The organism is Algibacter sp. L1A34, from assembly GCF_009796805.1.
Lineage (GTDB): Bacteria > Bacteroidota > Bacteroidia > Flavobacteriales > Flavobacteriaceae > Algibacter.
Genome location: NZ_CP047029.1, coordinates 1337968 through 1360280, shown reverse-complemented (window position 1 = coordinate 1360280; position 22313 = coordinate 1337968). Strand labels below are relative to the sequence as shown.

The window sequence follows — 22313 nt, the reverse complement described above, 5'->3', positions numbered from 1 at the left end:
TCCTTAATGAATAATAAAATTTAAAAGATATGACTACTTGTAAATGTACTAATTGCGATTGTACAAAATGCAATTGCACAAATTGTTTAGAAAAAAATTGCTCTTGTAATACATGCGAATGCAATAAATGTAATTGTTGTTAAACCCTTTATAAAGGTTAGTATTAATACTAACCTTTTCTTTATTTTTGAATATGGAAACTAAAAACATATGGAACAATTTCAATGACGAGCTTTATTTTTTTATTCTTAAAAAAGTAAAAAACGAAAACGATACCAAGGATATTTTCCAGAATACATTCTTAAAAATTCATAAAAATCTAACGAAACTTAAAAACAACGAAAAAGTAAAAGCTTGGGTTTTTCAGATAGCGAGAAATGAAATAATAAACCATTTTAATAAAGAATCTGTTTACGTAAAAGAAGTAAATACAAATAAAGAAACTCCACAAAACATATATCAAGATGTATGCTGTTTTGATCGCTTTATAACCGATTTACCAAAAATTAACAGAGACGTTATCGAGCTCGTTTATATAAAAGGTTTAAAACAAAAAGAAGTTGCAAATACTCTAGATATAAGCTTAGAAAATGTAAAAGTCAGAATAAAAAGATCTAAAGAAATTTTGAAAAACAACTTTAAAGCATGTTGTAAATACGACCTAGATAAAAACGGTAATTTAACTGGAGAGCCAAATTGTTCGGTTTGCAACCGTGTTTAAGGTTTTTCCTAAATTTTTCTTATTTTTTTCACTAAACTTTCCGATAAGCTATATAACCATCTTACTTGTTCGAATACTAATTGCGTTTCATGTAATTGCATTCTCATTTCTTTTGAAATAGGTAATCCTTTTTCAATTTCTTTATCTCTTTGTGTAGATAAATTATGAAAATAGTTTTCATAATTTCCAGTTGCCATGGCTAATTCTTTATTATCTAAACTTATATTAGATTCCTCTTCATTATTTAATATTCCATTTGCTATTTCTAAATTAGATAAAATATGTTTTACATAAATTTCAAATTGTTCCGGAACTTTACCAGTTTCATTGGTTCTAATGTACATTCCTAATGCTGAAAGGGATGATAAATAAGTATTAAAAACAGTCATTAACTCATAAACTATAGCACTATTTTCTTGTTTAGATTTTGGTTCTTGAATTAATCTTTGATATGCTGCATTTAAATTTCCTACTTGTAAAAAAGCTTCTTTTCTAGCTAACTTATATGCTGTAGATGCTTCACCTTTTACATGATATAATTTATCTATTTCCTTTAAAAGCTCTAAAAAACTTTCAATCGAATTTGAAAAGAATTCTTTAATGTTTTTAGATTCCCAAGCGGGCCAAAAAAAGTAATTACCCACAAAAGCCAATAAAGAACCAATTAAAGTATCGAAAACTCTAAACTTTATAACTGTTAAAATATTCGGGTTAATTAAAGCAAACATAAAAATTACATACACTGTAATAAATGCAGCCGCATTTCTGTAGTTGTTTTTGACTAAAGAAAACCCTATTATTAACGACGAAGCCGCTATTAAAGCATAAATTATTGGGTTTTGAGTTAAAAAAACAATTCCAACACCAATTGCAGCTCCAATTAACGTTCCTACTACTCTGTGCTTAGTTCTCTCTTTAGTTAAACCATAGCTAGGCCTCATAATAACCACCACGGTTAATAAAATCCAATAAGGTTGTTGCATTTCAATTACATAACCAATAATAAAACCAATTAACATAGTGAGTGTTAACCGCAATGAATGCCTAAATATTGGTGACTCAAAACTAAAATTGGCTATTAATTTTTTAAGATCATAATCTTGAGGTGTAATAAATTGTTCGGCGTCTTTTATACCTCTAATTGTATCGTTTTTAGAGTAACCATTTAATATTCTAAAAATATCTATTAGGTTACTTATTTGCTTTTCTTGGTATGTTTTGTAGTTTAATAAAAATATAGTGCCTTCTCTAGATTCTGATATGCCAATGCTTACTTTATAAATTTGAATATGATTTTCTATTTTTTTAAGTAAAACTTTAAAATTGTTTTTAAACGAAAGCTTTTCCTCATTTAGAATAACTTTAGAAACATGTTTTAATCTATTTGAAATTTCAAAAATTAATAGTTTAAACTCATCTATTATTTCAGGATGTTCTTTAAACGAAGCATCAAGCTTATCATAATCAATAGTATTAGAAATAGCCAACTCATATATTTCCATTATTTTGGAAAAAATTAACTGTTGTCGTCTTGTTCTATTACTAAAACCAGAGCTTAATCTCTTTTCTAAAATAACTTCTCTTATGGTTTCGTGAAGCTCATTTATTTCTGTTTGAAGTTTAAAATTCTGTTCTAAAAGATTACTTCTATCATCGATTTCAACTAATAGCTTCCCTCTAATTTTTACAAATTCCGAAGTTTTTTCAATCAGTTCAATAAATAAATAATCTACTTGAACTCTTGGTAATACCAATTGCGTTAACATGGTTAAAAATAAAAACCAAACTCCACCTAAAGCTATAAATAATGAATGTTCTAAAATAGAAATTTCTCCACCTTGATGCGCAAAAGCTAAAACCAAGGATAATAGTCCAACTAATGAGATTAGCGATGCTCTAAAACCAAATACAGAAATATAAGAAACTGAGAAAACTAAAACGATTATTAGAGGCACTAATACTATAACATAATTACTAAAATAACCTATTAAAAAAGTTATTGAAAAAGCCAAAATTATCGACACCAATATACCGTAAAACTTATGTTTTAAACTACCTGGAACATCTGATGGTGCACATAAAATAGCTCCTAAAGCAATGCTAAATCCTATATCAAATCTATCGAAAAAATAAATGGATATTAATACAGGTATTGCCATTGCTAAAGCAACCAAAAGTGCTTTAATAAAATGTATACTTTTAAAGTATCTAATTAAATTATTAACCATAATTAGGATTAAGTTTCAAATTTAAGAAGGATTTTTAGGTAAGTCTACCTATTTGGAATATTTAAACTTAAAATAATGCTAAAATTACTTTAAGCGGATTAACTACTCTTAAATTTTATAAATGATTAAAAAAAAGGGTAGAAATTTATAAATACGGTTTAGGTATAGCTAGTAATTTAATTAAGTAAACTTATTAAAATGTTTTATTAGTATTATCAAAAAAACTAAGAAACAACTAAAAAAGTAAAGTTTGTAGCTTATAAATTTCTTAGATATTTTAAAAAAATAGGTTTTATAGTTTTGGATTCTGATTGTAATAAAAAAACCCTTCAATACCCCATGAAACACAGTAAATATGTGCGTTAGGGATTGAACGGTTTGTTTGAAATCCTTTTTGTTTTTTCTTTAAAAACAAAAAGATTGAGTAGTGAAAGCCCGACTCTAACCACGCCTTAAAAGCGTGGTTAGAGTAACGCCCAAATTATTATTTTATATTTCTTATTCTGGTTTTCCTATTAAATGAAAATCTAAATGCTTTTTAACTAAATCGGCATTTTTAACGCTTACAATAATCTCGTCTCCAAGTTGATAAGAAATTTTATTTTTACTTCCAACCATGCTGTAAGTATCTTGATCAAAGGCGTAGTGATCGTCTTTCATGTCACGAACACTTACCATACCTTCGCATTTATTTGAAATGATTTCTACATAAATTCCCCAATCGGTTACTCCAGAAATAACACCCACAAATTCTTCATCTTGATGATCTTGCATGAATTTAATTTGCATGTATTTTATAGAATCGCGCTCGGCTCTAGTTGCCAAACCTTCCATGTTACTGGAATGTTGACATTTTTCTTCGTAAACATCTTGGTTTGCCGATTTTCCACCGTCTAAATACAACTGTAATAATCGATGTGCCATAACATCTGGATAACGACGAATTGGCGATGTAAAGTGACTGTAATAATCGAAAGCTAAACCGTAATGCCCAATGTTTTTGGTAGTATATTCGGCCTTACTCATGGTTCTAATTGTTAAAGTATCTACTAGGTTTTGCTCTTTTTTACCGTTTACTTCTTTTAGCAAATTATTAAGAGATGATGATACGGATTTACGATCTTTAAAATCTAATTTATAACCAAATTTACTCACTACATTTTGTAGTGTTTCTAATTTACTATCGTCTGGCTCATCGTGCACACGATAAACAAACGTCTTTTTTGGATCTTTTTTACCAACAAATTCCGATACTTTTCGGTTTGCTAATAACATAAATTCTTCAATTAATTTATTAGCATCCATACTGGTTTTAAAGAATACGCCTACTGGATTTGCGTTTTCGTCTAAATCGAATTTTACTTCTACTTTATCGAAAGAAATAGCACCAGAACCCATACGTTTTCCACGCATTATTTTAGCTAGATCATCCATTTTTAAGATGGCATCGGCTACTTTTTGATCGGTTTTATAGGCTTCGCCTGTTAACGAAACTTCTTTTGGAATGTTATTGGTTTTACTTTCTATAATGGCTTGCGCTTCCTCGTAAGCAAAACGCGAATCGCTATACGTTACTGTACGGCCAAACCATTCGTTTTTAATCTCACACTTATCATTCATCTGGAAAACGGCAGAGAAGGTTAATTTCTCTTCGTGTGGACGCAGAGAACAGGCGTTGTTCGATAATACTTCTGGAAGCATAGGAACTACACGATCGACTAAATAAACCGATGTCGCACGCTCGTAAGCTTCATCGTCCAAAATAGTACCTTCTTGTAAATAATGAGATACATCGGCAATGTGAATACCAATTTCGTATAAACCGTTGTCTAATACCTCAAAAGATAAGGCATCATCAAAATCTTTGGCATCTTTTGGATCTATTGTAAAGGTTAAATCTTTACGCATATCTCTACGCTTTCCAATTTCTTCTTCGGTAATTGTAGTATCGATATTGTTAGCAAACTCCTCGACTTCGTGCGGAAATTCCATTGGTAAGCCGTACTCTGCTAAAATAGCGTGAATTTCTGTATTATGTTCGCCTGGTTTACCAAGTACTTTTATTACTCTTCCGTTAGGAGAATCGGATTTTTCTGGCCAATCTTCTAATGAAACAAGTACTTTATCGCCATCTTCGGCTTTATTAATTTTGTTGATAGGTACAAAAATATCTTTGCTCATTTTGTTGCTATCGCAAACTACAAAAGCAAAATTCTTTTTTTCGTGAATTTGGATTACCCCAACGTACTCACTTTTAGCACGTTTGATAATGTTGGTAATTTCACCTTCCATTTTACCACGTACTCTACGTTTATAAGCGTAAAATTCTACTTCATCACCATTTAACGCTTTATTGATATTGTTTGCGGCAATATAAACATCGTCTTCAAAATCGTCGCAAATAATATAGCCGTTACCTCTAGCTGCTAAATCTAAAATTCCGGTATGGTATTCTGCATTAATAACAGCTTTAAACTTACCGCGTTCTACTTCTTCAATTTCATTTTTACCTTGTAAATCGCGAAGTTTTTTTATAATTTGATTTCGACTACTAGCATCGTTAACACCAATTTTTGCTGCAATTTGCTTATAGTTAAAAGTTTGGTTTCTTTCTTTTTTTAATATACTTAAGATTGTATTTGATAGGTTGGAAATCCCTTTACTTTTGGATTTTCCTTTTTTCTTTCTTGTCATTTAATTTGTAATCATTTTGATTTCCTAAGATAATGGAAATTCTGTTATCTAATAGCGTAATTTTAGAGAAGATGCGCTATTTATTTTATACAAAGCTACAATTTATATATTAAATGACATTTTGATAGCGTTAAATTTCTGAAAACAAAATGTTAAAAACATAAATTTAATAAATAATTAAGCCTCATAATATTATTTAATTAAAAACAATATCTACAGGCTTAAATTTTAAACTTGAATACTTAATTTATTGCTTTACAATGCGTTTTATCACTGTTTTATAATCACCTTTCATTTTTATAAGATACATGCCCGAAGATAAATGGGCTAAATTTATTTCTAATTTTTAGTGAATTTTAATCTTAAAAAAACATTAATTATTTGATATATAGATATTTAATAATAAACTTTCTAATACAACCCTTATTTTAATAAAACTAAATAAAAAGAATTCAACACCTTTAATAGTTAATCTATCTTATTAACAAACTTTTATTTATAGACTAAATTATTTTAAATTGAAAAAGGTTAAACGAATTTAGAAACTAAAATTTATTTAAAACAAAGTGAGTTTTACTATTCACAATTCGTTTTATAAAAAATTTAATTTTCCTTAAATTTTAGAGTTATCCACATATATATATATATAATCAGTTTTTCTTTTAAATTTAAAAAAATAAATGGTGCTTATTATAGCTTGTGAATAGCGGTATAACTTTTTCAAGCTTTATTTTGATTTGTATTTTATTGAATGTTGTTGATAACAAATGAACAGCTTTAAACACTCTAACTCATTTAATTTAAAGGTTTTTAAAAACACTATTAACAATTGTTAATAACCTATATTAACAACAATTTTTAATAACTAAAGCTATTAACAAATCTAAGAAGTACCCTTTTTGATGCTAATAACTTAACCAAAAATTTACATTAACTTATTTGCATGTTACCTAAATGTTATTGATTGTGAAAATTATTGGATATTCAATGTTTTTCTTTTACAAACTAATGAACACTTATTAACAACTAATGAATATTTTAATACACATAATTGTTAATTGTTAATAACCTAAACGGTAATTATGCTTTATAATTTTCAAGCTATTGATTTGTAAAGTATTAATCCATTTTAGCACAAATTTAGCATTTGTACATATAGATAGCACGATGCAAATATATAATAGGACTACATTATTTAGTACCTTTGTTTAAGTTTACTTTAATATATATATAATGACAATTTCCATAGGAAACGACCACGCAGGAACAGAGTACAAATTTGCAATTATAAAGCATTTAGAAGCAAAAGGAATTACAATTATTAACCACGGAACAGATGCTAACGATAGTGTTGATTATGCCGATTTTGTACATCCAGTTGCAGACGATGTTGAAAACAAAACTTCTACTTTTGGCATTTTAATTTGCGGAAGTGCTAATGGTGTGGCTATGACGGCTAATAAACACCAAAAAATTCGTGCAGGTTTATGTTGGAATAAAGAAATTGTACATTTAATACGTAGCCATAATAACGCTAATATTTTATGCATACCAGCTCGTTTTACTGCGGTACAACAAGTTATAGAAATGGTGGATGTTTTTTTAAATACTGAGTTTGAAGGCGGACGTCACCAAAACCGCATCGATAAAATTCCATTATCATGTTAATTTAAATTTTGCTTCTATATAAACTACAGTTTAAATAAAAAATGGGGCACAATCACGAACATAGTCATTCGCACAATCATAATGATATGAAGGATAAAAATCTTATGATTTCTATTCTTTTAAACATTGTAATTACAGTAGCGCAGGTAATTGGTGGATTAATTTCTGGTAGTTTATCCTTGTTAAGTGATGCGCTACATAATTTTAGTGATGTTATATCGCTAGTGGTAAGTTATGTAGCTTCTAAATTATCAAAAAAGGAAGCATCAGAATATAGAACTTTTGGTTATAAACGTGCCGAAATTTTAGCAGCTTTCATCAATGCATCTACCTTAATAATTGTTGCTGTTATTTTAATAAAGGAAGCTGTAATACGATTTCAAAATCCGCAGGCTATCGAGTCTAATTTAGTTATATTCTTAGCCTTACTTGCTATTGTTGGTAATGGATTTAGCGTATTATTATTGAAAAAAAATGCCGAGAATAATATCAATATAAAATCTGCTTACATTCATTTATTGACAGATATGTTGGCTAGTGTAGCCGTGTTTATTGGTGGTATGTTAATGAAATATTATCAACTTTTTTGGGTAGATAGTTTATTAACTTTTCTTATAGCATTGTATTTAATTTGGATGGGTTTAGATCTTTTAAAAACCTCCACCAAAATGCTTATGCTCTTTACACCCGAGCATATCGATATTAAAGAATTGGTGGTCGATGTTGGTACCATTAAAAACGTAAAACTATTGCATCATGTTCATATTTGGAATTTAAGCGATGATGAGTTGCATTTAGAGGCCCATTTAGATTTAGAAGAAGATGTTTCTATAACCGAATTCGATGCTGTTTTATGTGAAATTGAAGCCTATCTTCATAAAAAATACGATATTAATCACGTTACCATTCAGCCAGAATTTAATAAAAACGATTCTAAAGATATTATTGTTCAGGATTGATGATTATTGAGTTAATCGAAACCAATCAGAATTAAAAATTTATGATAAATATTACAGTAAAAACTTTCGAAGCACTCACTAAAATAGAACTGTATAAATTACTTCAATTACGAAGTGAAGTTTTTGGAGTAGAACAAGATTGTGTATATCAAGATATTGATGGTAAAGACCAAAAATCACTACATGTTTTAGGTGTTAAAAATGGCAAAATTGTAGCTTACACACGTATTTTTAAACCAGGCGATTATTTTAAAGAATCTAGTATTGGTAGGGTAGTAGTGGCTAAAAATCAAAGGCAGCATAAATATGGTTACGATATTATGCACGCTTCCGCGGAAGCGATACAGTTACATTTTGGAGAGACTGTTATAAAAATTTCAGCACAGTTATATCTTAAAAAATTCTATAATAATTTAGGTTTTTCTGAAATTGGAGATCCTTATTTAGAAGATAATATTCCACATATTGCGATGATAAAGCAGTAATACACTAGCGTTTTAGCGTAAAGTGCCCTTTTAAAGTTTCTTTTGTATTTAAGGTAATAACATACCAATAATCTGAAGGTGGTAGTAATTGTCCATTATAAATACCATTCCAACCAATAGAATTAGTATTAAACGCTTTTAAAAGCTTTCCATGTCTATTATACACATAAATGCTCTCTACCAAATTTAAAGTGTCGTAAACCTGCCAAAAATCGTGATTTCCATCATTATTTGGTGTAAAATACTTCGGAATATAAAAAGCATCATTAATAATAGTTACATTAAAAAAGGACTCGTTACTATGGCACGCTGTGTTGTTAAAAATAAATATATTTTGTGTTGTGTTAATAACTTCGTTAGGCTTTAATGATAGGCCGTTCCCGTTAGATTCTGTAAAATAACTTCCGTTGGTAATTTCTGGTAAAACATAACTTATACCAACAAAATTATTTAAGCTATCTACGGGAACATTAAAATGGCATTCTGCTGTAGAATTAACATAATCAGTAAATGAACTAGGTTCCCAATACGAATATTTATTTCCGGGATTATCGACAACCACACAGCTTAAATTAGAATTTGTACTAAAATCTAAAGCATTTAAATTGTTGTTGTTTCCATTTTTAATATTCAAACTACACAAATTATTATAACTGCAATTTAGCTCTACTAAATCGGGATGTTCCGAAGCATCCAATTGTTCAATCTGGTTGTTACTGCAATCTATAGTTCTTAGTTTTTTAGTTATGGAAATATCTAAAGTTTTTAATGCGTTAAAACTACAATCTAAAATGGTTAGTATATTATTTTCCGAAAGATCTATATTGGTAAGGAGATTTCCATTGACTAATAGTGAATTTAAATTTTTATTTTCAGTAACATTTAAGTCTAACAAACCGTTATTTGAGCAGGATAATACAGTTAATTTTTCATTTTCGCTAGTATCTAAATAATTTAAATAATTAGTGTTACATACTAACGAAATTAAATTAGGGTTTTTAGTAATATCAAGTTTTGAAAGTAGATTATTATCGCACCAAAATATTTTTAGATCAGGAAGTGAGGTTACGTTTAAATCTGTAATAACATTACTATTACAGTATAATTGTGTTAAGTTTATATTTGTAGAAATCGATAAACTTGATAAGTTATTATCCGAGCAATTAAGTATGGATAAGGCATTAAAATCTTCAATTCCGGTAAGGTCTGCAATATTTTTAGAGTCAATTTGTAAATTAGTAACTGTGTTAATATTTGCAGTAGGTACAAAGTTGTCTAAAGCTCCAGAGTCGAAGCCAGAATCTATTAAAAATTGTTCGAAATTATCGTCAGGAATAAAGGTGTTTTGCGATTGTATATAATTACTAAATACACACAGGCAAACTAATAAAAAATAGATTTTCCTGCGCATAATATATTAATTAGAGTCACCAACATAGGTTACTAAAACTTCTACGCGCCTATCTAATTTTGGATCGCCACCAAGTGGAAACTTTCGGCGCATGCCCATGTATCGCATACGTCTTTTATTCACGCCTTTTTTAATAAAATAGTCGTAAACAAATTTAGCTCTTGTTTCCGATAGATTACGTTGTTTTGTTTTTCTATCCACAGCATCTCTAGTAAGTTGTGTACAGCAAACGTGACCTTGTATCGTAAAGTATAGGTTCTTACGGGCTACTAAAATTTCAGCAAGCGTATCTAATGTTTTTTTAGATGAAGATAAAATAGTGCTATATCCTGTTTTGAATAATATATTTTCTAGAATAATTTTATCACCAACCTTAAGTTTACCTTGAAGTTTTTCTGGCGCATTTTTAGGTTTTGGTGGTTCTACAACTTCTATAATTTCTTCAACTACAACCTCTTCAATAACTGGTGGTTTTGGCTTAACGTTAATTTCTACTTTTCGGTTTAAACCGCGAATGTTTAATAGATTATTTTCTTCAATAATTTTGAGTAAAATTTCTCCTTTGCCATCAACATTGGTAATTAAATCTTCGCTAATTTCATTGTCCGAAAAAATAATTTTTATAGCATCTGCACGATCTTGAGATAGTTTTAGATTATAAGTATCGGCACCAACATCATCACAAAAACCATAGATGGAAATAGACTCTATTTCAATATCTGATAAGGTTGAAATAAAAAGGAGTAGTCTGTTTTTTTCAGTAGAAGGCACATCAAATTTATCGGTATCAAAATAAACGTCGTGGCTTAGTTCACTTTGTGAAAAAGTAATACCAATGGTTAAAATGGAAAGTATCGATAAAACGAGTTTATGCATTGTTTGGAGGCTATTTTGACTGTAAATATACTGTTTTTAAGATTTTTAATATTTATAATGAAACTAAGAGAACTTTTTAAAGCAATTAATACTGCATTTTCCTATTTTAAAAACTCCGAATATTTGTTAGGATTATTTAGAATTTCGGTTGCTTTTTTAATTCGAGCATCGTGTGTTTTATAGTAATCGAATAAACCTTCACGATATGCATAATGCTTCACAATATCTTCAGTTATAGATTCCATTAAAAATGATTTATTCTCGTCAATAACATCAGATTTAGATTGTTTTAAATTCGCAATTAAAGTGTTATAATCTTTTTCAATATTATCGTTAAGTTCTTCGTTAGTAGCTATTTCAAAGGCTTTATAAAGTGCCTTTTCTGTTTCGGTTTCAAAAGAAAAGTTATTTGTTTTTAAATATTTTTTAAAATCTGAAAAATCGGCATCCGATAATTCAAACGTATTAATATCATCAATTTTATGTGAATAATAATAGTTGGTAGCGTAGTTAAAAATTAAATCGTTATTAACAATTGCAGTAGCTACAGGCGATTTTTTATTTTGCCCAACTAATACATCTGGATAAACACCACCACCATCGAAAACTTGGCGACCGTTTTTGGTTTTAAACGCATTATATTGTTCTTGTTTTACACGAACAGCATCTCCTTTTTCGTCACGATGCCAATAATCTAAAGCCTGAATACAACGTCCAGAAGGTGTATAATATCTAGAAATTGTAATTTTAACCTGTGTACCATAAGTAAGTAGTTTTGGGCGTTGTACAAGTCCTTTTCCAAAACTTCTAGAACCAACAACCACGGCGCGATCTAAATCCTGTAAAGCACCCGAAACAATTTCACTTGCCGATGCACTTCTACCGTTAATTAAAATTACTAACGGTATTTCTGTATCAATAGGTTCGTCTTGGGTATAATAGGTTTTATTGTATTGTTTAACTTTAGATTTTGTGGTGACTACCAGTTGGCCTTTTGGTACAAAAAGATTCACAATTTTAATCGCTTCGTTTAATAAACCACCAGGATTTCCGCGTAAATCTAAAATAATACGCTCGGCACCTTGAGCTTTTAAATCGCGCAGTGCATAATTAGTTTCCTTATGTGCTTTTTTATTGAATTTACTTAAAACAATGTATCCCGTTTTTTCGTTAATCATTGAAAAATAAGGCACAGCTTTTATTTCTACTTCGGCTCTTTTTATAGTGGCTGTTTGTGTTTTACCTTGGCGTATGTAAGTAACTTCAATTTCAGAATTTGGTGCACCTTTTAATAAATCGCCAGCGTAATCTTTATAAGTTTCAATTAGCACAGATCCTACTTTTATAATTTTGTCACCCGCTTTTAATCCGGCTTTATCGGCAGGATAATCTTTGTATGGTTCTACAACAACTAGTTTATCTTCAAAAGTTTTTATTTTTGCACCAATACCTGTATAATCACCAGTATTGTTAATTCTAGCAGCTTCCACATCTTGCTCGTTCATAAAGTTTGTGTACGGGTCTAAACTTTCAAGCATACTTTTTATGGCAATATCCATTAAATCACCAGGGTTAGTTTCATCAACATAATTCATATTGATTTCTTTGAACAATGTGGTAAAAATTTCTAATTGTTTGGCAATTTCAAAAAAGTCGTTTTTAAAAGCTGTAGTCGATAAAAACAGGATACCAGCTAAAACTGGAATTATTATTTTCTTTTTGAAGAATTGTTTCATGGAGCGTAATTTTATTCAGAAATTTTATTTGAAAATTTTTCGAAAAGTTGTTTCATTTTGGTTTCAACTTGTAAAAATTCAGGCTTTTCTTTGCCAATGTACAAAATCATAAACGCATGTTGTGCCGTTAAATTGTTAAAATACTCGGCTTTATTTAACCTATAAGCTTCACGTAACAAACGTTTTATACGGTTTCTATCTGGAGCTTTTTTAAAGTTTCGTTTACTAACCGATACACCAGTTTTAGCTAAAACACCATCATCAAAACTGGTTGACAAATAAACCATGCGCAAAGGATATGCCGAAACCGATTTTCCTTCGGTAAACAGCTTTTCAATTAGCTTTCTACTTTTTAATTTTTCTTGTTGTGGGTATGTAAAACTCAATGCCTTTATATTATTGGTCAAAGGTAATGAAATAAAAAAACCACTGTGAAGTGGTTTGTAGTAAATATTTGGTTCTTTTAGAATGATAAAGGAATATTTCTATCTTAATTAAGCCTTTATAGAATCTTTTAAATTACCCAACGAGTCTACAATAGCTTGTGTATTAAAAGTAAAAATAGAAGCACCCAACGTAACAACATGTGTAGATATGTCGATGGCTTTTTGAACATCTTGTAAATCCTTATACGATTTATTAATTTTTTCGGTAATACCATCCAGAGTTTCCAATGATGCTGTAACATCGTCCATCACGAAGGTTGCCGACATAGTAAATAAATCATCTGAATAATCCAATGTTTTTCTATGAGTTTCTCGTAGTTTTTTATTCTGAAGTTTAGTTAAATTATCGAAGTTTAAAATTCTATAATCACCCATAGATTGTGCAAATGCTAAAAATTTGTTAGCGAGCTCATTCACCTGTTTTGAAGTTAATTTTGCCATGGTTTTCTATATTTTTTTTAATTCGGTAATAATCGATTTAATTTCACTTGCCGACTGGAATAGTTCTTGTTGAATGGCTTTTACGGATAGATGCTCGATATCATCATAAAGTTTTTGATGACCATTAGATATCGCTGATAAGGTTTTAGAATAAGCTACAAATTTGGCTTGTTGCTGTTCAATTTCTAATATATTGTTGTAATATTCCTTTATAGCGTTTCTTTTTTCAAAACTTGAAAGTGAACTATCTTTTATTAAATCGAAATAATCTGCTTTAAGTCTGTTTTTTTTCACCTCTAATTTTCCGCTTAAATTCGATGAAATATTAAAATCTAAAAATAAAATTAATTCTTTTACCGGTTCATTTGCATCTTTAACGTATGTTTTAATTTTCTTTTTTCTATAAGAATCGGTAAAGGCATGAATTAAAAGTTGGGATACTGTAGTGTACGATTCTACATGTTCTTTTTTTATGGTGATTGAGCCAAAATCACCTTCGGATAAAGCATTTGTTAAGGCATCTGTTTTATAAGATGTTAAATCGTTATCCGAAAGATTTGTTAAGCCATCAAAATAACCAAAAACAGAAGCATAAATCTTTAATGTAATACTATCGGCAACTTTTTCTTGTTCACAATCGCAATTTTGATCTAGAAATTCTAAATCGATAATTTTTTGTTCAAAACATTTATCCAAACAACTTTGTTGAAAGCTATAGTTTATTGCTTCAAAATATTGAACACCTTCAAGGGATTCTAAAGAGTAGGCATTAACATGTTTTAGGTTTACACAGCTTGAAATGCTAATAAGGCATATAAATAGAATACCATAAATTTTAAGATGTTTTATCATTTGGAAAAGATTTTTAATTAACCTTGTTTAAAGATAAGTATGAATAAGTAAATTGAAGCGAGTGTTTTTACTAAATTATATATTTTTCTGACAAATTAAAAATTTTTTCAAAAATAGTAGTTGTTAAAATTATTTTAAACCATTGATTATTAAGTGTTTTTGTTTTTTTTACATGAGTTTATTAAATAAAAAAGCCTTTTCGTTTTCACAAAAAGGCCTTTAAAACTGTATTAAAAAATTATTACTTTTTATTGTTTGTGCTATCAACATCGGCCATTAATCCCGACGGATCAATTTCAACCGTTTTTACAGCTTTTTTTGCATCGAAGCTATAAGTTGGGTAGGCCCAAGCCCAATCGCTAATTATGGTAGCCGTGGTTGGTTTTTCACCACGCATCATTTGTAAAGGAATGTAGAAATCTTCCGAAGAACCATCAACATACGTTACTTTTAAATCTATAGGCATCGGCATTAGTCCAATACGCTCTAGAGTAATTGTTTTTCCTTCAACCGTTTTTACGCCATAATCAATAGTATTTGTAGTTTGCCCAAAATCGGTTAAATACCAATCAAGTTCTAAACCAGAAACACGTTCTGCAGTGCGCACAATATCTAATGGTTTTGGATGTTTAAAAGAAAAATCTGTAAAATACTTTTTAATAGTTTTCTTTAAATTTTCTTCACCAATAACATAACCTAACTGACTTAAAAACACAGCGCCTTTACTGTATGCTGCGATGCTGTAAGATCTATTATAAGCGTAACGATCAGAATGGGTAGTTAAGGGTTGCTCTTTGCCAGAATTGGCTAAATAAATATAACCTTTGTAAGCGTTGGCTAAAGGATTTGCTTTTCCTTCGTCCATAATATCGTTCATGGCCATATTACTTATATAAGTTGTAAAACCTTCGTCCATCCATTCGTGTTTAGACTCATTTGAAGCTAATAAAAACTGAAACCAAGTGTGTGCTAATTCGTGAGCTGTTACACCAACTAAGCTTCCGTAACTTCTATTTCCAGTAATTAAAGTACTCATCGCGTATTCCATACCGCCATCGCCACCTTGAATTACCGAATATTGTTTGTATGGATATTGGCCAATATTTTTACTGTAGTATTGCATAAGCTCAACCGTTTTAGGTTGCATTTTTTTCCAATTAGCTTTATGCTCGGCATCTAAAGTGTTTTTGTAGAAAAAATGTAAAAGAGGTCCGTTTGGTACTTGTTTAGTATCGTGAATATAATCGGTATCTGCAGCCCAAGTAAAATCGTGCACGTTTGGTGCAACAAAATGCCAAGTCAATTTATCTGAATTTGTTTTGCTAACTGTTCCGGTTTCGTAACCATGACCAATTTGGTTTGGGTTTTGTAAATAACCAGATCCAGCAACCGTATAATTTTTATCAATAGTTAAGTTTACATCAAAATTACCCCAAACACCGTGAAATTCACGTCCAATATAAGGATCTGCATGCCAACCTTCAAAATCGTATTCGGCTAATTTTGGATACCATTGAGCCATAGATAAAGCTACACCTTCTGCATTATTTCTACCAGAACGTCTAATTTGTGCAGGTACTTGTGCATCGAAATCCATGGTAAAAGTTACTTTTTCTCCTGGTTGGATAGGTTTTACTAATTGAACTTCTAAAACAGTACCAACTGTTTCGTGCTCTAATGTTGTTCCATTTTGTTTTAAACTGTTAACTTTTATATAACCAATTTCGTTTGGTTTTAGTTCACCAATTCTATTACCAACGCGAGAATCTGGATCGGGAATAGTTTGAGAGCGTATATCCATTTCACTACCTGGTTGAAAGGCATTGAAGAATAAATGATAATATACACGATCTAAAACGTCGGGAGAATTATTGGTATAAACCAATGTTTGTTTCCCTTGGTATTGAAAGTTATTTACATCCATATCAATATCCATTTTATAATCCACATGCTGTTGCCAATAGGTTGCAGTTGCAGGTGAATTTAAAACCATTGATGTACTAGAATTTGTTGTAGATGTTACTGTTTTTGTTGTTGTACAAGAAGAAAGTAAAGCGATACTTAGAATAGAAAGATAGATTTTTCTCATAAAAAATTGAATAAAAAAAAGAGGCTGTTTAAAGCCTCTTTTTAAGTTTTGATTAATGTGTTTTCGAGGCTAAAATTAATGCGTTATAAGCGTTTACTATTTTACCGGATTTTGATAAATCGGCAAATGGTTTTATATTATTAGTGTCGCCACCAACAATCACTTTGCTTTTAATAGCTAAACCGGAATCCATAAGAATTTGTTTTACTTGAGCAGCACTTAATTTAGGATAGTAAGAGCGTATTAACGCTGCAACACCGGCTACAGCAGGAGCAGCCATAGACGTACCACCTTTTGTATCGTATTCGTTTTCTGGAACAGTAGAATATATTTTTGCTCCTGGAGCAAATACATCTACATTTATTTTTCCATAGTTAGAAAATCCTGCAACAATTCCAGAACCATATTTAGGCTCTAAAGCGCCAACAGTAATAAAAGTATCTGATACTTCTGGACCAACACCAACAGCATCATTAGGATACACATTTTTCTCATCTAAATTAGCACCTTCGTTACCTGCTGCATTTACGAAAAGAACATCGTTTTTTCCTGCGTAAGTAATCGCTTCGCGTACCCAATCACTATGTGGTGAGTAGTATTTCCCGAAACTTCCGTTTATAATAGATGCCCCATTATCAACAGCATAGCGAATAGCTAAAGCAATATCTTTATCGTACTCATCACCGTTTGGTACTGTACGAACACTCATAATTTCAACGTTATTAGCTACACCGTTTACACCTTTACCATTATTTCGCTCTGCAGCAATAATTCCGGCTACGTGTGTACCATGGCTTTCTGTTTTTACGGTTGGTTTTACATTACCATTTCCGTAATATTTAGTAGACATATCATCTGGGTTATCTCCATTAATACGTCCTTTAAAATCTTTATTTAGGTTGTAGTTTAAACGATCGTTAATTTGAGTTGAGCTATTATCAATTTGTTTTTTAGCTTCAGTTAAAGACTCCATACCGTTGCTGTAAAAATATTTTGCAATTTGCACAGCTTTTAAAAGTGTTTCATCTTCAGTTTTAATAGCGTTTACATCTGCTTTCGTGTAATCTTTTTTATTTAAATGTTTAGCTAGAGTTTCATCGGCATTCGCAATTTGAAGAGCCATTTGATCATAATTAGTTTTATAACCCATGTATTTTTGGTACTCAGCATCATATTCAGCCTTAGCTTTAGCATAATCAGGATCACTTGTGTCTCCTTTTGCTAAAACTCTAACAAATTCTAATTGTTCGTTGTAAGTATCTCCTAGAAAATTCCATCCGTGAATATCATCAATGTATCCGTTTTTATCGTCGTCTTTTCCATTGTTTGCTATTTCTTTTGTATTGGTCCAAATAACATTTTTTAAATCTTCATGGTCAATATCAATACCTGCATCGATAACGGCAACAATAACTTTATTTCCTTTTTTGTTCTTAATAATTTCAGCGTAAGCTTTATCAACACTCATTCCAGGAATGGTATCTTTTACTAAATCTAAATGTCCCCAATTATGTTTTTCGATTAGTGTTAAATCCGAAACTTTTAATGGTGTATTATCAATGCTTTCAACTGGTGTAGAAATTATTGGTGCTGCACCTCCACAGCCTGTAATTAGTAGTGCTGCAAAAGCAGATACGGTAATTAATTTAAATGTATTCATGTTTGCTATTTGAATTAGTTTTATTTATTTGAAAATATCTTGAGTTGTATAAGTTTTGTTTAAGCGTACACCTTTTTCGGTGTGTTTTACGGTAATAATTTCGTTATGTGCATCGTGTTCTAAAAACATATAGAAATTATTATCGGCAGCTAAATTAAGGAAGGTTTCCTTTTCATTTAAAGTAAGTAAAGGTCTGGTATCGTACCCCATAACGAAAGGTAAAGGCAAGTGCCCAACGGTTGGTAACAAATCTGCCATAAATGCGATGGTGTTTCCTTTGTAATTTATAAGCGGAATCATTTGTTTATCGGTATGGCCATCAGCAAAAAAGATATCGAATCCTAAATCTGAGTTTTTAAGTAGATTAGAATCAGGAAGTCCAGTAAACTTTAGTTGTCCGCTATCTTCAATAGGAAGAATATTTTCTTTTAAAAAGGATGCTTTTTCACGATTATTGGGTTGCGTTGCCCATTGCCAATGGTCTTTATTAGTCCAATAGTGCGCATTTTTAAAAACCGGTTGGTAACCAGTTCTATCCTTATTCCATTCAATGCTTCCACCAGAATGGTCGAAATGTAAATGCGTTAAAAAAACATCGGTAATATCATCACGATGAAAACCATGTGATTTTAAAGAACGATCTAGCGTGTCGTTTCCCCAAAGAAAATAGTAACCAAAAAACTTATCGGACTGCTTGTCTCCCATGCCTGTATCGATCAAAATGAGCCTGTTGCCATCTTCAATAAGCAAGCAACGTGCTGCAATATCAATCATATTATTAGCATCTGCAGGATTGGTGCGTTGCCATAAAGATTTGGGTACAACGCCAAACATAGCGCCTCCATCTAGTTTAAAATTACCGGAGTTAATAGGGTATAAATTCATAGAACCGTAAAATTACGAAATCTATTGTTAATTGTTCAAAACGTTAGGAATTTATTAAGAGATAACTGCTTTTAAACGTTTTCCAAAATCGAAGAGAGCTTTTATCTCTTTCATACCAGCCAAACGTTGTCTGCCAAAAATAAGTAGGGCAGAGCCGTTAGATTCAACGTGATAGTAAGGGTTACTTTCAAAAAAGTGGGTAATATCATCATTAAAAAACTGACTAATTTCGTTTACGTTTTCACCTAAAAGGTAGAAACGATCCGAGAAATCATCATGGTTTTCAATATCAATATCTTTAAATCCGGCAAAAGCAGATACTTTTTCTAAGAAGCCTTCTTTATCTAAGGTAAACTTAGGGATATCGGTATTTAAGTTAATATAAAGCATGGTTTTTCTAATAACTTCTTTTGCTATAAATTCTCCTTCGGAAAATTCAATATCAAAAAGTTTCATCTTTTTATCTTCATGCGATAATTTGTTATAAATATGATTGATATTTTTGGTGTTGAAAAATTGGAAATTATTTAAAAACGAAACTTCTTTTTCTTTTTCAGGATTGTAGTTATAACGATAATCGTTTGCTAAACTTTTCATACTAGTTTGGCGTCTCGTCAAGCTGTTTTTAATAATTTTAGGTACAGGAAGCATGCGTCGTAAAGCGAATGGATGCTTAGAATCTGTATCGTGCATATCTAAACCAATAACATCAAAATGGCCACCACGTTTTTGAAACAATTCTTGGTAACTATTCATGTTTTCCATTACGGTATGGTCCACAAATTCGCAAAGCGAAAAATCTACAATTATATCTTGGTCTTCGGGTACCTCATCTAGTTGTTCTTTAAGTCTGTAATAATTTAAAAAACTACAAAAATGCTTTACACTCACATAGAAATTATTTTCCCCATCTGTTTCTTGATACATTAAAACATTGGGTTTTAAAACATTTCTTATAAACAACCCAACACTTTTATTAATGATAATATGAATAATTAATGTTGCAATTACTCCAGAGATAATACCAGAAATTAATCCGATTTTTAAGGTGATAATAAGCGTTACAAAAAAGATAACAAGCTGCTCTTTTCCTATAGAAAATATTTTGGTAATTACGTTTGGTGATGCTAATTTATAACCTGTATAAACCAAAATAGCCATTAAAGCTGGTAACGGAATTCGGGTAAGTTGTGTACTAAATAATACAATAAATAAAACCAAGAAAAAAGCATGGAAAAAATTTGCCGATCGGTTAGTGGCTCCATTATTAACGTTTACCGAACTACGTGCAATTACAGTAACTACATTTAATCCGCCTAAAAAACCACTACCAATAGTTGCTAAACCTAGGGCTTTTAAATCTCTGTTTACATTAGATCGTCTTTTTTCTGGATCAAGTTTATCAACGGCTTTAATACTTAAAAGCGATTCTATACTGGCTATAAGCGTAAGCGCTAAAACACTTGCCCAAAATGAAAAACTCCAAATACCATTAAAGTTCGGGGTTGGTATATCGGCAATAATATCCTGAAAACTCGGTATGCCAGAAATCATGTATTCTTTAGCAATTGGGTTGGGTTCGTGCAAGCCAATTTCAAAGTAATAACTAAACCCAATGGATAAAATAACAATCCACATTGGTGCAGGAATAAGTTGTAAATATTTATTTCTAATTTTAGAATAAAATAGCATAATAGCTAAACTAATTACACCTGCCAAAGCCGCAAAAACAAGGCCCTTACTCTCGTAATGTAACGCGTCGTTAATTGTAAAGGGTATTTCTAATAAATAATCTATGGTGTCTTCGCGCTTTATTTTGTGCGCGAACATAATATGAAATTGTTTTCCTAAAATAATCAAGCCAATGGCTGCCAACATACCTTGTATGGCCGATGACGGAAAGAAATTAGCCAATGCGCCCATGCGTAGAAAGCCAAGACCCATTAAAAGTACACCCGAAAAAATAATGGCGATATACGCGTTTTGCAATCCTAAAGTAGTGATTGCTACTAAAATTACGCCTACCAAACCATTTCCCGGACCAACAATAGTTACATGACTTCCACCTAGAATAGAGACCAAAACACCACCAATAACGGCCGAAATTATTCCAGCAATTGGAGGTGCATCACTTGCCATAGCCAACCCTAAACCTAAAGGTAGAGCTATGAGGCTTACCACAAAACCAGAAAATATGTTTTTGGGTAAGGTTTGAAAAAAGGTGCTTATGTTATTTTTTTTTGAACTCATTGCAAAATTAGGACGTCGGTTGGTAATTCGGTTAAAATATGTTCAATGTCGTGTGGAAATAAACGGTCCCAAAAAGTCATTTTTGTTGGCGCGTTCATAACTAATAAATCGGCACGCGAAATTTGAGCATAATGCCCAATAGAATATCCTTTTTTACCAAAAATAGGTTGTAATTTTATGGTTTTATTGATTGTGTATTCTTCTGGAATATGACTAATTATTTCCTTTATTCTTGAGTTCTCTCTTAGCTTAATACGCTCTTTGGTTATTGTAGATCGACGTAAGGACTTATCATCATTAACTTTTACTTGTCCTTCGTTAATTTCTTCAACAATGGTTAGTTTGTTAGCTTTTAATTGGTTGGCTACATAAAAAGCTGCCGTAATGGTGTTTTCGGTTTTGGGATCTTTCAATCCATTAACAACAATATGTTGACAAGGCGCACGAACAACCGATGGCTTAACTAACAATAAAATAGAACATTTAGCTTGACGGGTAATTTTCCGAGCAATCGAACCTACATAATATTTTAAAAAGCGTTCACGTTGTACTGCACCAAGTATTAATAAATCTATTTTTTTTTCTTCCGAAGTAGATAAAATTACATCTACAGGATCACCTGTTTTAAAAACAACTTCAAAATTTAAATGGTCTTTTTCAAAACTTTTAAGAATTTCGTTTAGTGTCTTAGTTTTATCTTCGGAAGGATTACCAACATGGATTAAAAATAACTTGGCCTCAAAAAATACCGAAAGCCTTGCAGCCTCAAAAAGGTTCGCTTTTAGGTTTGGCGAAAACGCCACACCAATCCCAATACTTTTAAAAGGCTTTAAATTCACGTGCTTTACTATATTTTTGCTAAAAGTTGAAAGATAACATTTTTTAAAAACATCAAGTCGTCTGTTTTACTTA

At 30.9% G+C, this 22313-nt stretch carries 18 protein-coding genes; 4 read left to right on the top strand and 14 right to left on the bottom strand.

The window, feature by feature from the left end:
* Window positions 1-193: 193 nt before the first annotated feature.
* The gene (locus GQR97_RS05960; RefSeq protein WP_158846435.1) at window positions 194-721 is read left to right on the top strand and encodes a sigma-70 family RNA polymerase sigma factor; all 528 of its coding nucleotides are present in this window, start codon (window positions 194-196) and stop codon (window positions 719-721) included.
* 8 nt (window positions 722-729) lie between these two features.
* Here GQR97_RS05960 and GQR97_RS05955 read toward each other — a convergent pair whose 3' ends face one another.
* From GQR97_RS05955 to GQR97_RS19955, 3 genes are all read right to left on the bottom strand, one after another.
* Entirely contained in the window at window positions 730-2949 is a 2220-nt protein-coding gene (locus GQR97_RS05955; protein ID WP_158846433.1) for an FUSC family protein, read from the bottom strand.
* Window positions 2950-3447: 498 nt separating this feature from the next.
* Window positions 3448-5643, bottom strand: coding sequence for a ribonuclease R (rnr, locus tag GQR97_RS05950; protein ID WP_158846430.1), 2196 nt, complete (start codon window positions 5641-5643; stop codon window positions 3448-3450).
* 247 nt (window positions 5644-5890) lie between these two features.
* Window positions 5891-5953, bottom strand: coding sequence for a hypothetical protein (locus tag GQR97_RS19955; protein WP_410488946.1), 63 nt, complete (start codon window positions 5951-5953; stop codon window positions 5891-5893).
* A gap of 923 nt (window positions 5954-6876) precedes the next feature.
* On the opposite strand from GQR97_RS19955, the gene GQR97_RS05940 reads away from it, so the two are divergent.
* From GQR97_RS05940 to GQR97_RS05930, 3 genes are read left to right on the top strand one after another with little or no spacing between them, the layout of a single operon-like run.
* Window positions 6877-7311 (top strand): RpiB/LacA/LacB family sugar-phosphate isomerase, encoded by a 435-nt coding sequence (locus tag GQR97_RS05940; RefSeq protein ID WP_158846428.1) that lies wholly within the window; start codon window positions 6877-6879, stop codon window positions 7309-7311.
* A gap of 41 nt (window positions 7312-7352) precedes the next feature.
* On the top strand, window positions 7353-8270 hold the full coding sequence (locus GQR97_RS05935; RefSeq protein ID WP_158846426.1) for a cation diffusion facilitator family transporter: 918 nt from the start codon (window positions 7353-7355) through the stop codon (window positions 8268-8270).
* A gap of 41 nt (window positions 8271-8311) precedes the next feature.
* A complete protein-coding gene (locus tag GQR97_RS05930) occupies window positions 8312-8755 on the top strand; it encodes a GNAT family N-acetyltransferase (protein WP_158846424.1) in 444 nt (147 codons plus the stop codon).
* A gap of 4 nt (window positions 8756-8759) precedes the next feature.
* Here GQR97_RS05930 and GQR97_RS05925 read toward each other — a convergent pair whose 3' ends face one another.
* The 11 genes from GQR97_RS05925 to GQR97_RS05875 all read right to left on the bottom strand — a co-directional run bounded on the left by GQR97_RS05925 (window position 8760) and on the right by GQR97_RS05875 (window position 22240).
* Window positions 8760-10166, bottom strand: coding sequence for a T9SS type B sorting domain-containing protein (locus GQR97_RS05925; protein ID WP_158846422.1), 1407 nt, complete (start codon window positions 10164-10166; stop codon window positions 8760-8762).
* A 6-nt stretch (window positions 10167-10172) separates the two neighbouring features.
* Window positions 10173-11042, bottom strand: a complete 870-nt coding sequence (locus GQR97_RS05920; RefSeq protein WP_158846420.1) for an OmpA family protein — start codon at window positions 11040-11042, stop codon at window positions 10173-10175.
* A 101-nt stretch (window positions 11043-11143) separates the two neighbouring features.
* A complete protein-coding gene (locus tag GQR97_RS05915; RefSeq protein WP_158846418.1) occupies window positions 11144-12778 on the bottom strand; it encodes a S41 family peptidase in 1635 nt (544 codons plus the stop codon).
* Between the two features lie 11 nt (window positions 12779-12789).
* Window positions 12790-13164: a ribonuclease P protein component gene (gene rnpA, locus GQR97_RS05910; RefSeq protein ID WP_158846416.1), complete on the bottom strand. Its 375-nt coding sequence runs from the start codon at window positions 13162-13164 to the stop codon at window positions 12790-12792.
* A 108-nt stretch (window positions 13165-13272) separates the two neighbouring features.
* Window positions 13273-13665 (bottom strand): hypothetical protein, encoded by a 393-nt coding sequence (locus GQR97_RS05905; protein WP_158846414.1) that lies wholly within the window; start codon window positions 13663-13665, stop codon window positions 13273-13275.
* A 6-nt stretch (window positions 13666-13671) separates the two neighbouring features.
* Window positions 13672-14517, bottom strand: a complete 846-nt coding sequence (locus GQR97_RS05900; RefSeq protein ID WP_158846412.1) for a hypothetical protein — start codon at window positions 14515-14517, stop codon at window positions 13672-13674.
* A gap of 241 nt (window positions 14518-14758) precedes the next feature.
* Complete coding sequence (locus tag GQR97_RS05895; protein WP_158846410.1) at window positions 14759-16606, bottom strand: M1 family metallopeptidase; 1848 nt, start codon at window positions 16604-16606, stop codon at window positions 14759-14761.
* A gap of 52 nt (window positions 16607-16658) precedes the next feature.
* A complete protein-coding gene (locus GQR97_RS05890) occupies window positions 16659-18266 on the bottom strand; it encodes a S8 family peptidase (RefSeq protein ID WP_158846408.1) in 1608 nt (535 codons plus the stop codon).
* Between the two features lie 24 nt (window positions 18267-18290).
* Window positions 18291-19151 carry an MBL fold metallo-hydrolase gene (locus GQR97_RS05885; RefSeq protein WP_158846406.1) on the bottom strand — a complete coding sequence of 287 codons (861 nt, stop codon included), beginning with the start codon at window positions 19149-19151 and terminating at the stop codon, window positions 18291-18293.
* Window positions 19152-19205: 54 nt separating this feature from the next.
* Window positions 19206-21401, bottom strand: coding sequence for a SulP family inorganic anion transporter (locus GQR97_RS05880; protein WP_158846404.1), 2196 nt, complete (start codon window positions 21399-21401; stop codon window positions 19206-19208).
* Window positions 21398-22240 (bottom strand): universal stress protein, encoded by an 843-nt coding sequence (locus GQR97_RS05875; protein ID WP_158846402.1) that lies wholly within the window; start codon window positions 22238-22240, stop codon window positions 21398-21400. The genes GQR97_RS05880 and GQR97_RS05875 overlap by 4 nt, the downstream gene beginning before the upstream one ends.
* Window positions 22241-22313 lie beyond the last annotated feature (73 nt).

Bases quoted from the DNA above. Each gene is read 5' to 3' on its own strand.
- GQR97_RS05960 (WP_158846435.1), top strand. From the start codon at position 194: ATGGAAACTAAAAACATATGGAACAATTTCAATGACGAGCTTTATTTT.
- GQR97_RS05955 (WP_158846433.1), bottom strand. From the start codon at position 2,949: ATGGTTAATAATTTAATTAGATACTTTAAAAGTATACATTTTATTAAA.
- rnr (WP_158846430.1), bottom strand. From the start codon at position 5,643: ATGACAAGAAAGAAAAAAGGAAAATCCAAAAGTAAAGGGATTTCCAAC.
- GQR97_RS05940 (WP_158846428.1), top strand. From the start codon at position 6,877: ATGACAATTTCCATAGGAAACGACCACGCAGGAACAGAGTACAAATTT.
- GQR97_RS05935 (WP_158846426.1), top strand. From the start codon at position 7,353: ATGGGGCACAATCACGAACATAGTCATTCGCACAATCATAATGATATG.
- GQR97_RS05930 (WP_158846424.1), top strand. From the start codon at position 8,312: ATGATAAATATTACAGTAAAAACTTTCGAAGCACTCACTAAAATAGAA.
- GQR97_RS05925 (WP_158846422.1), bottom strand. From the start codon at position 10,166: ATGCGCAGGAAAATCTATTTTTTATTAGTTTGCCTGTGTGTATTTAGT.
- GQR97_RS05920 (WP_158846420.1), bottom strand. From the start codon at position 11,042: ATGCATAAACTCGTTTTATCGATACTTTCCATTTTAACCATTGGTATT.
- GQR97_RS05915 (WP_158846418.1), bottom strand. From the start codon at position 12,778: ATGAAACAATTCTTCAAAAAGAAAATAATAATTCCAGTTTTAGCTGGT.
- GQR97_RS05905 (WP_158846414.1), bottom strand. From the start codon at position 13,665: ATGGCAAAATTAACTTCAAAACAGGTGAATGAGCTCGCTAACAAATTT.
- GQR97_RS05900 (WP_158846412.1), bottom strand. From the start codon at position 14,517: ATGATAAAACATCTTAAAATTTATGGTATTCTATTTATATGCCTTATT.
- GQR97_RS05895 (WP_158846410.1), bottom strand. From the start codon at position 16,606: ATGAGAAAAATCTATCTTTCTATTCTAAGTATCGCTTTACTTTCTTCT.
- GQR97_RS05890 (WP_158846408.1), bottom strand. From the start codon at position 18,266: ATGAATACATTTAAATTAATTACCGTATCTGCTTTTGCAGCACTACTA.
- GQR97_RS05885 (WP_158846406.1), bottom strand. From the start codon at position 19,151: ATGAATTTATACCCTATTAACTCCGGTAATTTTAAACTAGATGGAGGC.
- GQR97_RS05880 (WP_158846404.1), bottom strand. From the start codon at position 21,401: ATGAGTTCAAAAAAAAATAACATAAGCACCTTTTTTCAAACCTTACCC.